The sequence below is a fragment of the Sphingomonas sp. Leaf38 genome, assembly GCF_001421825.1.
Taxonomy (GTDB): domain Bacteria; phylum Pseudomonadota; class Alphaproteobacteria; order Sphingomonadales; family Sphingomonadaceae; genus Sphingomonas.
This window is the reverse complement of record NZ_LMLD01000004.1, coordinates 1-13,211: the sequence shown is the minus strand read 5'-3', so window position 1 is coordinate 13,211 and position 13,211 is coordinate 1. Positions and strand designations below refer to the sequence as shown.

The window sequence follows — 13,211 nt, the reverse complement described above, 5'->3', positions numbered from 1 at the left end:
GGCACGTCTGCACTACAAATCTACCGTCCGAGGTTGACCTGATCCCTGCCGCAGCGCAGCAGGGCATCATGGCTAGCCTTCCCGCAATCGCGAACAATTCCGACATCCGCTTCCTCGGCAAACTGCTCGGCGACGTCATCCGCGCCTATGGCGGAGAGCGATTGTTCGAGGCCACCGAGACGATCCGCAAGGCCTCGGTCGAACGCCACCGCGACGCCTCCGAAGGCAAAGCCGGGGACGATGGCGCGGTCGATCTCAGCCTCGAAAAGCTCAGCCTCGACGAGACGCTCGATTTCGTCCGCGGCTTCATGCTGTTCTCGATGCTCGCAAATCTCGCCGAGGACCGCCAGGGCATCGCCGCCGAGGACGGCGCCGATCTCGCCTCCGCGATCGCCCAGCTCGAATCCGAGGGGATCGACCGAGCCCAGATCCGCACGCTGCTCGACCACGCGCTGATCGCGCCCGTGCTCACCGCGCACCCGACCGAGGTCCGCCGCAAGAGCATGATCGACCACCGCAACCGCATCGCCGAACTGATGGGCCTGCGCGATCTCGGCCGCGACACGACGCCCGATGGCGACAGCGTCGACGACGCCATCCTTCGCCAGATCGCGCTGCTGTGGCAAACGCGCGTCCTGCGCCGCGACCGCCTCTACGTCACCGACGAGGTCGACACCGCGCTCAGCTACCTGCGCGACGTGTTCCTCCCCGCACTCCCCGCGCTCTACCAGCGTTGGGACCGCGCACTCGGCGAACGCACCCCCAGCTTCCTGCGCCCCGGCAGCTGGATCGGCGGCGACCGCGACGGCAACCCCTACGTCACCGCCGACTCGCTCCGCACCGCGCTGTCGAAGGCGAGCGAAGCCGTGCTCGGCTATTATTGCGAAGCGGTCCACGCGCTCGGCGCCGAGCTGTCGATCTCGACCGAACACGCCCCCGCCGACGCCGCGGTACAGGCGCTCGCCGACGCCAGTGGCGACGACGCCGCCAGCCGCAGCGACGAGCCCTATCGCCGCGCGCTCTCGGGCATCTACGCGCGCCTCGCCGCAACGCACGAGACGCTGACCGGCAAGCCGTCGCCGCGCCCCGGTCGCCTGACGGGCACGCCCTATGCCAGCCCCGCCGACTTCCGCGCCGATCTCGTCACGCTCGCGCACGGCCTCGGCTCGGCACTCAAGAGCGGCGGCGCGCTCGGCCGGCTGATCCGCGCGGTCGAGACGTTCGGCTTCCACCTCGCCACCTTGGACCTCCGCCAGAACAGCGCCGTCCACGAACGCGTCGTCGCCGAACTGCTGCACGTCGCCGGGGTCGAAGGCGATTACCTCGCGCTCGACGAAGACGCGCGCGTCGCCCTCCTCCGCCGCGAACTCGCCAACGCGCGCCCGCTCACCTCGCGCTTCGCCGCCTATACCGAGGAAACCGCGGGCGAACTCGCGATCGTACAGGCCGCCGCCGACGCGCACGCCGCCTACGGCCCCGCGTGCATCACCAACTACATCGTCTCGATGGCGCAATCGGTCAGCGACCTGCTCGAAGTGAATCTCCTGCTCAAGGAAGTCGGCCTCTACCGCCCCGGCGGTACAGGGTCCCATCAAAGTAATACTTTGATGGGTGCCGAAACCCCGACCGCCGCGATCATGGCGGTTCCGCTGTTCGAGACGATCGGCGATCTCGAAGCCGCCCCCGGCGTCATGACCACGTGGTTCGCGCTCCCCGAGATCGCCACGATCTCGACCGCGCGCGGCCATCAGGAAGTGATGATCGGCTATTCGGACAGCAACAAGGACGGCGGGTATCTCACCTCCACCTGGCAGCTGTCGAAAGCCTCGACCGCGCTCAAGCCCGTCTTCGCGGCGGCCGGAGTCGGCATGCAGCTGTTCCACGGTCGCGGCGGCGCGGTCGGGCGCGGCGGCGGCTCGGCCTTCCGCGCGATCCGCGCGCAGCCGCCCGGCACCGTCCAGGGCCGCATCCGCATCACCGAACAGGGCGAAGTGATCGCCGCCAAATACGGCACGCGCGACGCCGCGATGACCAATCTCGAGGCGATCGCGTCCGCCACGCTGCTCGCCAGCCTGGAACCCGAACGCCTCTCCAACGCGGACAATGCCAGCTTCTCGGCAGCGATGGACACGCTCAGCGCCACCGCGTTCCACAGCTACCGCGACCTCGTCTACGGGACGGAGGGCTTCCGCACCTTCTTCCGCCAGATGACGCCGATCGCCGAGATCGCCGGGCTCAAGATCGGCAGCCGTCCCGCCAGCCGCACCAAGTCCGATCGAATCGAAGACCTCCGCGCGATCCCCTGGGTCTTCAGCTGGGCACAGGCGCGAGTCATGCTGCCCGGCTGGTACGGCGTCGGCCGCGCGATCGCCGATTTCGAGGACAAGGCGCTGCTGAAGGACATGGCGCAAGGCTGGCCGCTCTTCGCCTCCGCGCTCGCCAACCTCGAAATGGTGCTCGCCAAGTCCGACATCGGCATCGCCGAACGCTACGCCGGGCTGGTCGAGGACGATACACTCCGCGAGATCTTCACGACGATCCGCGACGGCTGGCACCAGACGCATGACGGGCTTCTGCAGGTCACCGGCCAGTCGCGCCTGCTCGAAAAGCACCCCGCGCTCGACGCCTCGATCCGCCTCCGCCTCCCCTATATCGAGCCGCTCAACCTCCTCCAGATCGAACTCATCAAACGCCGCCGCGCCGGCGAGGACGACCCCCGCATTGGCGAAGGCATCCTCCTGTCGATCAACGCGATCGCCACCGCGCTGCGCAACAGCGGCTAGTGCGCACGGACCCGGGCCTGGGCCATTCGATGAGGCCGGTGCCGGCAACGCCGTAAAGTCCTGCGCGTGTCCGCCACCGGGCGAGGCGTCGCGATCGCTGCCAGGCGGTGGCGCCGGCGATCTGCAAGGCTATGCGCGCAGGGTTGCAATGGGACACGCCACTATCGGTGAGTGATACCGGCGTGTCCCATCACGGGGCGGAAGATGCTCGGACGCGCCTATTCCGCCGCGACCAATTGCGCGCTGTCGTCCAGGGGATGGCTCAGCCGCGTCAGCATTTCCTTGGGCACGATCTGCCAGAAATGCGGCGCCACGCGGTCCCAGTCCTCGAGCAGGCCCTTCGACCATTTGCTGTCGGTGGTGTCGGCATGGTCACGCACCAGGTCGAGCAGCACGTCCGCCCAGTGGAGCGCCCGCACCCGGCCCCAGGTAATGTTCTCGGGGTTCGCGCGCTTCTCGAACACGCCCTCGGGATCGTAGATGAACGCCATCCCGCCGGTCATCCCCGCGCCGAAGTTCGCGCCGACCTTGCCCAGCACCACCGCGATGCCGCCGGTCATATATTCGCACCCGTTCGCGCCGCAGCCCTCGACGACGACGTTGGCGCCCGAGTTGCGCACTGCAAACCGCTCGCCCGCCTGCCCCGCCGCGAACAGCCGGCCGCTGGTTGCACCGTAGAGAACGGTGTTGCCGATGATCGTGTTGTCCTGGCTTGCCAAGGGTGAACTGACCGCCGGGCGGACGATGATCGTGCCGCCCGAGAGCCCCTTGCCGACATAGTCGTTCGAATCGCCGAACACCTCGAGCGTGATCCCCTTGCACAGGAACGCCCCCAGCGACTGGCCTGCACTCCCCCGCAGACGGATCGTGACGTGATCGTCGGCCAGCGTCGACATCCCGAATTTCCGCGTGATCTCGCTCGACAGCCGAGTCCCCACCGCGCGGTGCGTGTTGCGCACTGAGTAGGTGAGCTGCATCTTCTCCCCGCGCGAGAACACCGCGGCGGCATCCTTGATGATCTGCGCATCGAGGCTGTCGGGCACCTCGTTGCGCCAGGTCGACAGCGAGAACCGCCGCTGCGAATCGTCGGCATCGACCTTGGCCAGGATCGGATTGAGATCGAGATCGTCGAGATGCTCCGCCCCGCGGCTCACCTGCCGCAGCAATTCGGTCCGCCCGATCACGTCGTCGAGGCTCTTCACGCCGAGCCGCGCGAGAATGTCGCGCACCTCCTCGGCGATGAAGGTCATCAGGTTGATCACCTTCTCGGGCGTGCCCACAAACTTCTGCCGCAGCGCGTCGTTCTGCGTGCAGATGCCCACCGGACACGTGTTCGAATGGCATTGCCGCACCATGATGCAGCCCATCGCCACGAGGCTCAGCGTGCCGATGCCGTATTCCTCGGCTCCCAGGATCGCCGCGATCACGATGTCGCGACCGGTCTTCAGCCCGCCATCGGTGCGCAGCCGGACGCGACCGCGCAGGCCGTTGAGCGTCAGCACCTGGTTGACCTCCGACAGCCCCATTTCCCACGGCGTGCCCGCGTACTTGATCGAGGTCTGCGGAGACGCGCCGGTGCCGCCGACATGGCCGGCGATCAGGATCACGTCGGCATGCGCCTTCGCCACCCCCGCCGCGACCGTGCCGATACCCGCCGACGAAACGAGCTTCACGCAGACACGCGCCCGCGGGTTGATCTGCTTCAGGTCGTAGATCAGCTGCGCCAGATCCTCGATCGAGTAGATGTCGTGATGCGGCGGCGGCGAGATCAGCGTCACGCCGGGCGTCGCATGGCGCAGCTTGGCGATGAACTCGGTGACCTTGAAGCCGGGCAGCTGCCCGCCCTCGCCGGGCTTCGCACCCTGCGCGACCTTGACCTCGATCTCCTCGCACGCGTTCAGATATTCCGCGGTCACGCCGAACCGCCCGCTCGCGATCTGCTTGATCGTCGAGTTGGCATTGTCGCCGTTCGCGTAGGGCACGAAGCGCGCCTTGTCCTCGCCGCCCTCGCCCGACACCGCCTTCGCGCCGATCCGGTTCATCGCGATCGCCAGCGTCTCGTGCGCCTCCGGGCTGAGCGCGCCGAGCGACATGCCCGGCGTCACGAACCGCTTGCGAATCTCGGTGATCGCCTCGACCTGGTCGACCGGAACGCCTTCCGCGGGGAAGTTGAACTGGAGCAGATCGCGCAGATACACCGGCGGCAGGTCCGACACGCCGCGCGAGAATTGCAGGTAGCTCGTGTAGCTGTCGGTCGCGACCGCGGTCTGGAGCAGGTGCATCAGCTGCGCCGAATAGGCGTGCGTCTCGCCGGTGTGGCGCTGGCGATAGAAGCCGCCGATCGGCAGCGTCGCCACCGCCGGATCGAACGCCGCTTCGTGGCGGTCGGTCGCGTTGACGTGGAGCGACTTGTAGCCCTCGCCGCTGATCTTGGCGGGCATGCCGGGGAACAGGTCGTTGACGAGGCTGCGCGACAGCCCGACCGCTTCGAAATTATAGCCGCCGCGGTAGGACGAGATCACCGCGATGCCCATCTTCGACATGATCTTGAGCAGCCCCTCCTCGACCGCGACGCGGTGGCGACGGAGGCATTCTGCGAGGTCGAGGTCACCGAACAGCCCGCGCGACTGGCGGTCGACGATCGCGGCCTCGGCCAGATACGCGTTCACGGTGGTCGCACCGACGCCGATCAGCACCGCATAATAATGCGTGTCGAGGCATTCGGCGGTCCGCACGTTGATCGACGCGTAGGAACGCAGCCCGCGACGGACGAGATGCGTATGCACCGCGGCCACTGCGAGCACGCCGGCAATGCCGACGCGGTCTTCGCTGATGGCTTCGTCGGTGAGGAATATCTCGCTCTTGCCCTGACGGACCGCTTGTTCCGCCTCGTTGCGGATCCGCTGGATCGCCGCACGCAGCTTCTCCGGGCCGCCGCCGACCTCGAACGTGCAGTCGATCTCGGCGACCGCGCTGCCGAAATGTGCCTTCAGCCGCGACCAATGCTCGCCCGTCAGCACCGGCGAATCGAGCACCAGCACGCGCTCGCGCTGGTCCCGCACGTCCAGGATGTTGGCGAGATTGCCGAACCGCGTCTTCAGCGACATCACGTGCCGCTCGCGCAACGGATCGATCGGCGGGTTGGTCACCTGACTGAAATTCTGGCGGAAGAACTGGCTGATGAGGCGCGGCTTGTCCGAGATCACCGCGAGCGGCGTGTCGTCGCCCATCGATCCGATCGCTTCCTTCGCCGATTCGACCATCGGTGACAGGATCAGCTCCATGTCCTCCATCGTCTGCCCCGCCGCGATCTGGCGGCGTGCGAGCTCGGCGCGGTCGTAGCGCACGACCGCGTCCTCGACCGACGGCAGATCGGCGAGCGTGTGGAATTCGCCGATCATCGCGGCGTAATCCGCCTCCCCCGAAATGCGATCCTTGACCGCGCGGTCCTGCAACAGCACGCCCTCGTCGAGATCGACCGCGATCATCTCGCCCGGCCCCAGGCGGCCCTTCGCGACGATCGTCGATTCAGGCACGACGACCATCCCGCTCTCCGACCCGACGATCAGCAGACCGTCCGACGTCAGCGTATAGCGCAGCGGACGCAGCGCATTGCGATCCATGCCGGCGACCGCCCAGCGGCCATCGGTCATCGCCAGCGCCGCGGGGCCGTCCCACGGCTCCATCACGGAGGCTAGATACTGGTACATCGCGCGGTGCTCGGGCGGCATGTCGGGCGCCGCAGCCTCGGGCACCAGCATCAGCTTGGCGGTCGGCGCATCGCGCCCCGAGCGACAGATCGCCTCGAACACCGCATCGAGCGCCGCGGTATCGGACGCGCCCGCCGGGATCACCGGCTTGATGTCCTCCGAATTGTCGCCGAACGCGAGGCTCGCCATCCGGATCTCGTGGGAGAGCATCCAGTTCTTGTTGCCGCGGATCGTGTTGATCTCGCCGTTATGCGCAAGGCACCGGAACGGCTGCGCCAGCCACCATTGCGGGAAGGTGTTGGTCGAATAGCGCTGGTGGAAGATCGCGACGCGCGATTCGAAGCGCTGGTCGCACAGGTCGGGATAGAACACCGACAGCGATTCGGCGAGGAACAGCCCCTTGTAGATGATCGACCGGCACGACAGCGAACAGATGTAGAAGCCCTGGATCTGCGCCGCGATCACGCGCTTCTCGATCCTGCGGCGGACAAGATACAGCGTCTTCTCGAATTCGGCGGCGTCCTGCTCGTCGGGCATCGGCCCGGCGATCATGATCTGCTCGATCTCGGGACGCGTCGCCTGCGCCTTCTGGCCGATCACCGACACGTCGACGGGCACCTGGCGCCAGCCATAGATGGTATAGCCCGCCTCGATGATCGCGCTCTCGACGATCGTCCGGCAATCCTCCTGCGCGCCCAGATCGGTACGCGGCAGGAAGATCATGCCGACCGCGAGCCGGTTCGGGCGGACCTTGTGCCCCGAGGCGGCGACCGCATCGTCGAAGAAGCGCAGCGGCAGGTCGATGTGCAGCCCGGCGCCATCGCCGGTCTTGCCGTCCGCATCCACCGCGCCGCGGTGCCACACTGCCTTGAGCGCATCGACCGCGGACTGCACCACGCGGCGCGACGCGCGGCCATCGGTGGCGGCGACGAGCCCGACGCCGCAGGCATCGCCCTCATAGTCGGGGCGGTACATGCCTTCAGCCGCGAGGCGGGCGCGTTGATCGATCATCGGAGACCCCTGTTCGTTGCTCATGCCGCCACCTTCGCGTTGGCCGCCTTGGTCCTCAGCCATTTGTGCATCGTCGCGGCAACGTCTCGGCCGTCGCGGATCGCCCAGACGACCAGGCTTGCCCCGCGCACGATGTCGCCCGCCGCGAACACGCCGTCGAGCGACGTCATCAGCGTCTTGCCGTCGACCAGCACGGTGCCCCAGCGGCTCACGCCGAGCTCGGGCGTCGCGAACAAGGTCGGCAGATCCTCGGCGTCGAAGCCGAGCGCCTTGATGACGAGATCCGCGTTCACCGAATAATCGCCAGCGGGATCGGGTTCGGGTGTGCGGCGTCCGCTCGCATCGGGTGCGCCCAGACGCATCTTGCGTACCTTGACGCTCGACACGGTATCGCCGCCGTCGAAGCTCTGCGGGCCCGAGAGCCAGACGAACTCGACGCCCTCTTCCTCGGCGTTGGCGACCTCCCGCTGCGAGCCCGGCATGTTCGCGCGGTCGCGGCGATAGAGGCACTTCACCGACTTCGCGCCCTGGCGGATCGCGGTGCGGACGCAGTCCATCGCGGTGTCGCCGCCGCCGATCACGACGACGTCCTTGCCCTCGGCATTGAGGCTGCCGTCGTCGAATGCGGGGACCGCGTCGCCGAACCCCTTGCGGTTCGACGCGACGAGGAAGTCGAGTGCCGCCACCACACCGTTCGATCCGCCGCCAGGCAGGTCCATCGCGCGCGCCTTGTACACGCCGGTCGCGACCAGGATCGCATCGTGGCGCTGGCGCAGATCGTCGAGGCTCGCGTCATGACCAACTGCGAAGCCCTCGTGAAACACGATGCCCGCGGCCTTGAGGCGCTCGACGCGGCGCATGACGATCGGCTTTTCGAGCTTGAAACCGGGGATGCCATAGGTGAGCAACCCGCCTGCGCGATCGTAGCGGTCATAGACGTGCACGTCATAGCCATGCCCGCGCAGATATTCGGCCGCGGTCAGCCCGGCGGGCCCCGCACCGATCACGCCGACCGACTGGCCGCGTGGGCGGCCGGGGACGAGCGGCTCGACCCAGCCATTCTCCCAGGCGGTGTCGGTGATGAACTTTTCGACGGAGCCGATGGTAACGGCGCCGTGGCCCGTGAATTCGATGACGCAATTGCCTTCGCACAGCCGATCCTGCGGGCAGATCCGACCGCAGATCTCGGGCATCGTCGAGGTCGCGTTGCTCAGTTCATACGCCTCGCGCAACCGCCCTTCGGCGGTCAGCCGGAGCCAGTCGGGGATATGGTTGTGCAGCGGGCAATGGACCGAACAATAGGGTACGCCGCATTGCGAGCAGCGCCCGGCCTGCTCCTCGGCGGGCTCGACCGCGTATCGCTGCGCGATTTCGCGGAAATCGTCGGCCCGCTCGTCCGCGGTGCGCTTGTCGGGATAGGATTGCTCCCGGCCGACAAATTTGAGCATCGAATCGTTCGCCATGATAGCCTCCGACAGCCGCGTTATTGCGCGTGCGGAGGCTTGTCACGACTAAATCGGCATATGAGTCAGTTATACTGTCGTATAAATCGTCATTCCGGCCGCGATTGCGCGCGAACCATTCTTAACTACAGCTTTTAGTTCCATATCGGACTTACCTGGTCAGCAGCCAGATCAGCGCGGCCGAGCCGGCAACGACGCGGTAGAGCGCGAACGGAACGAAGCCATGCTTGGTGACGATGCCGACGAACCATTTCACCACCAGAAGCGCGACGATAAACGAGACCGCAGCGCCGATCGCGATCGCGCCCAGCCCGACCCCGCCGCCGCTCGCGATCGCGTCGCGGTTCTTGAGAATCTCGAGCGCGCTCGCGCCGAGCATCGTCGGGATCGCGAGGAAGAAGCTGAACTCCGCCGCGGTGCGCCGCTCAACGCCCAGTGCCAGCGCGCCGAGGATCGTCGCGCCCGAGCGGCTGACGCCCGGCACCATCGCCAGACACTGGAGGAAACCGATGCCGACCACGGTCTTCAGCGGAATGTCCGCAACGCCGCTGATGTCGCTGCGCGGCGCGAACCGCTCGACCGCGAGGATCGCGAACCCGCCCACGACCAGCGCGATCGCGACCACCTCGGCATTGCCCAGCAGCGCCTCGATATATTTGTGGAATGCGAGGCCGATCACCGCAGCCGGGATGAACGCGACGACCAGGTTGCGCAGGAACAACCAGGATTTCGGCTCGCGCTTGATCAGCCCCATGCCGACCGCCCAGAACGTCCGCCAGTAGAGCACGACGATCGCGAGGATCGCGCCGAGCTGGATGACGACGTTGAACACCTCCCAGCGCCCCGCATCATAGCCGAGCAGCCGCGTCGCGAGGATCAGGTGCCCGGTCGACGACACGGGCAGGAATTCGGTGATCCCCTCGACGATGCCGAGGAGAATGACGGTGAGAAGATCGGTCAAGCAAAAGCTCCGGGCGGTCGGGGTCGGTGGATCGGCAGGGCCTTAGCGCGAAAAGGTCAGGCCGTCCCGGTATCCGCGCGCGTTTCGGCGCGACGCCCGAACCGCCCGGCCTTGCGGAAGCGGACCAGCCAGCCCGGCGCGACCGTCGACAGCGGCGTCGCCTCGATCCCGAACGCCGCAAGGCCGTCGGTACCCGTGACGACGTTGTCGCTCTGCAGCATCGTCCACTGATCCTTGGTGATCGGGGCGCCCGGCAGGAAACCCGCACTGGCGATCAGCGCGCCGGCAAAGTCCGGCAGCTCGACGATCGAGGGATCGCGACCGATCGTCTTGGCGATCCAGCGGATCAAATTGCCCATCGTGATGATATCGGGCCCGCCGAGCTCGAGCGTCTGCCCGCCGAACGTCTCGGGGTCGGACGCGGCCGCGACGATCGCATCGGCGACGTTGCCGACGAACACCGGCTGGAACTTCGCCCCCGCGCGCAGCACCGGCACGACCGGCGCCTTGGCGATCATCCCGGCGAAGCGGTTCACGAACTGGTCTTCCTGACCGAACACGATCGACGGCCGCAGGATCGTCGCGGTCGGGAACGCGTTCAGCACCGCCGCCTCGCCCTGCCCCTTCGACTTGCCATAGGCCGACGCGGACTCCGGATCCGCCCCGATCGCCGAGACGTGCACCAGCGCGCCGACGCCCGCCTTGGCCGCGGCCTCGGCGACGGTCTGCGCGCCGAGTGCCTGGACGCGGTGGAAATCGCCGGCGAGCACGCCGACCAGGTTCACCACCACGTCCGAACCGTGCACCGCATGCGCGATGGTCTCGGGCTTGGTGACGTCGGCGCCGACGAACTGCGTCTGCCCGAGCCCGCCGAGCGGTTTCAGGAAGAACGCCTGTCGCGGATCGCGCTGCGCGATACGGACGCGCGCGCCCGTCGCCAGCAGCGCCTGCGCGACATAGCGGCCGACGAAACCGCCACCCCCGATCAGCGTCACCAGTTTGTCGTTCATCGCCCGTCCGTCCACTTTGTTTCGCCTGTCCAATCGCGAATAACCCCTTGCCCCAGCAAGAGGCGTGTTGACAAGCATCCGTACCCTCCCCTAGAGGCGCCCTCCTACCCCGTGCCCGGATGGCGGAATTGGTAGACGCACCAGCTTCAGGTGCTGGCGATCGCAAGGTCGTGGAGGTTCGAGTCCTCTTCCGGGCACCATCTTCCCCACCAGGGGTTGAGACGACGAGAAAAGTCCACATTTCCGTGAGTGACGCTCCCAAATCCGGTACAGGGAATGGGGCAAACTCCGTCATGCGCAAGTCGCTCGATTGGGTTCGAGAAGAACCAACAGGCCGCCTCATTTTCCGTCGCGCCTACCCTAAGCCATCCGAACTTTTCTTCCGAAAGCCGGACAGCGGGAGCTGAAGGTCCCCTTGCGGGCCAAGCGTTATATGACGCCGGAAGCGTTCCGAATGTACGACCAAGCCATCAAGCGCTTCGAAGCGGACGTGCGCCATGCCCTCGCCGTCCAGGCCGTAGAGGGCCGGGAGGTTACAGGGACGGTCGACGCGCTCACACCGGACCTGACCGCCTACCTCGTGACCGCCTTCAAAGCCGACGACCTGAAACTAGAACAGGAAGTACGGTGGACCGCTCGCCCCCTCGAAAAGAAACTGGAGGCTCGCCAGCGACTGGAGGAGAATTGCCGGGCGGACCTGACGGACGCGCTTCAGCTTCGCGCTCTCGGGGACTTGGAGACAATCCTCAGCCAGTGGAGCGGACCGGCGTTCGATCACGCGAAGCTTCACGGCTTCTTGGTCGACCGGGAGGGGGGTCGGCAAGAACTGCGCCCTACTGTCGGTGTGATCGGGAGGAAGATCGTGGGCGAGTTATCTACGCTGGATCATACGGGACGCGGACTACCGCTTGGCTGGATTGTGGTAGCCGCCATCGTCTACTTCGGATGGACCGCCCTTCAATGGCTCATTGCGACCGACATCCGCCGACAGGACGAAAGGCGTGTTCACCGCTCCAACGGCCCTGAAAGCCCCGGCAGCGAACCCCGGCAGCCTGTTGGGGTGTGGGAAGCGGTCAAGCGGTGCCTCTCTTCGGGCTATGGCGCTGATTAGGCTCCATGATCGTCGGCGGCCCTCAGGCCACCTCAGGCTCCAGTCGGGCCTTTAGGTTGTTGACCGACGAAGCATGCCACCTACCGCCCCTATGAGAATAACCGATACGGACGGGATCCCGTTTGCCCGCTTCAGCGACGCCATGGCCAAAGCTGCCCGTGGCGTATGGCTGACCATCGACCTCCGCCGGGAAACGTTGGACAGGCTCGACGGGAAACCGCCCCGACCGCCTCCAGACCCGCACGCGCCTACATCCGCCCTCAGGCGCTTCACGGCCCCCGACACACCGTCGAGGCCGTCGCAGAGACCATCCTGGACACCCCCCGTCACGCCGCGGCCTCTCGGGGGTGCTGTTCGCCAAGTTCCGCCCCCCTATCCCAACGCCCGCGGCCTTGCTCGTTCAAGAACGTGGGTTCTCATTGCGGTACCGAGCGACCCTCTACGCGATCACCTTCTCATGCCGCGCCTGTCGCAGCGGACTCCGGGGCGCATTGGCCAGCTGGCCGTCCTATCGCTCAAGGCTCAGCCTGAGAGCTTGATACTGGAACCTCTCCCGGACCCGTCCAACAACCGGACAGCAGCCCCAGCGCCGCCCCGAGGCCCCTCACCAACTCAGCGCTACCGAAACCCTCGCCTCGCCTGTGTTGACGCGCGGCGAACGCCCCAGAGGTGGCGGGGGGGGACAAGCTATCGGTCACCTCTCATGCTGCCATCGACAGGGGCACGGCGCGAGACGCTCGCGCAGCTTTTGGACCTGACATGACGCAGACGCTGCCACGGGCGAATGGCTCGGAAGGATCGCGAAGCCAGTCAGGGTAATACAGCCAAGAGCCCGCCACCGACGGGTCCAGCTCCCTGATGCGGCCCTCGGGCTTGCGGTCGAGCGGTTTATAGCCACGCCTTGGACATAACGGGCGCAAAGCGCTAGACACCCCCGAGAGCCTGACGCGGATAATATCAGGCCCGGTCGCCGCCGGTGAAGTGGACAAATCCAGAGGATCGCGAACGTGCGCTGTCCCAACCCAGCGGTCGGCCGACCGTAGCGAATACTGCAGTTGTCGAACGCAATGGGGTTCAGAACGCAAAAAAGCCCCTGTCTGGCTGGACTGGGGCTATTTGGTATAGTGGTTGCGGGGACAGGATTTGAACCTGTGACCTTCAG

6 protein-coding genes and 1 tRNA gene are annotated in these 13,211 nt (G+C 66.7%); 3 read left to right on the top strand and 4 right to left on the bottom strand.

What is annotated here, in order from left to right; genetic code table 11:
* Window positions 1-68: 68 nt before the first annotated feature.
* The gene (gene ppc / locus ASE88_RS00205) at window positions 69-2,783 is read left to right on the top strand and encodes a phosphoenolpyruvate carboxylase (RefSeq protein WP_056474051.1); all 2,715 of its coding nucleotides are present in this window, start codon (window positions 69-71) and stop codon (window positions 2,781-2,783) included.
* A 218-nt stretch (window positions 2,784-3,001) separates the two neighbouring features.
* Here ppc and gltB read toward each other — a convergent pair whose 3' ends face one another.
* The 4 genes from gltB to ASE88_RS00185 form a co-directional block, all read right to left on the bottom strand.
* A complete protein-coding gene (gene gltB, locus ASE88_RS00200) occupies window positions 3,002-7,504 on the bottom strand; it encodes a glutamate synthase large subunit (protein ID WP_200910114.1) in 4,503 nt (1,500 codons plus the stop codon).
* 20 nt (window positions 7,505-7,524) lie between these two features.
* Window positions 7,525-8,967 (bottom strand): NAD(P)-dependent oxidoreductase, encoded by a 1,443-nt coding sequence (locus ASE88_RS00195; protein WP_056474048.1) that lies wholly within the window; start codon window positions 8,965-8,967, stop codon window positions 7,525-7,527.
* A 151-nt stretch (window positions 8,968-9,118) separates the two neighbouring features.
* The gene (locus ASE88_RS00190) at window positions 9,119-9,928 is read right to left on the bottom strand and encodes an undecaprenyl-diphosphate phosphatase (protein WP_056474045.1); all 810 of its coding nucleotides are present in this window, start codon (window positions 9,926-9,928) and stop codon (window positions 9,119-9,121) included.
* Window positions 9,929-9,984: 56 nt separating this feature from the next.
* Window positions 9,985-10,938 carry a complex I NDUFA9 subunit family protein gene (locus ASE88_RS00185; protein WP_056474042.1) on the bottom strand — a complete coding sequence of 318 codons (954 nt, stop codon included), beginning with the start codon at window positions 10,936-10,938 and terminating at the stop codon, window positions 9,985-9,987.
* Between the two features lie 113 nt (window positions 10,939-11,051).
* On the opposite strand from ASE88_RS00185, the gene ASE88_RS00180 reads away from it, so the two are divergent.
* Together ASE88_RS00180 and ASE88_RS00175 are read left to right on the top strand one after the other, a co-directional pair.
* Window positions 11,052-11,138: transfer RNA gene (locus tag ASE88_RS00180), tRNA-Leu, on the top strand.
* A 254-nt stretch (window positions 11,139-11,392) separates the two neighbouring features.
* Entirely contained in the window at window positions 11,393-12,049 is a 657-nt protein-coding gene (locus ASE88_RS00175; protein WP_156356842.1) for a hypothetical protein, read from the top strand.
* Window positions 12,050-13,211 lie beyond the last annotated feature (1,162 nt).

Excerpts from the sequence above, each read along its gene's own strand:
- ASE88_RS00185 (WP_056474042.1), bottom strand. The coding sequence starts at position 10,938 with ATGAACGACAAACTGGTGACGCTGATCGGGGGTGGCGGTTTCGTCGGC.
- ppc (WP_056474051.1), top strand. The coding sequence starts at position 69 with ATGGCTAGCCTTCCCGCAATCGCGAACAATTCCGACATCCGCTTCCTC.
- gltB (WP_200910114.1), bottom strand. The coding sequence starts at position 7,504 with ATGATCGATCAACGCGCCCGCCTCGCGGCTGAAGGCATGTACCGCCCC.
- ASE88_RS00195 (WP_056474048.1), bottom strand. The coding sequence starts at position 8,967 with ATGGCGAACGATTCGATGCTCAAATTTGTCGGCCGGGAGCAATCCTAT.
- ASE88_RS00175 (WP_156356842.1), top strand. The coding sequence starts at position 11,393 with ATGTACGACCAAGCCATCAAGCGCTTCGAAGCGGACGTGCGCCATGCC.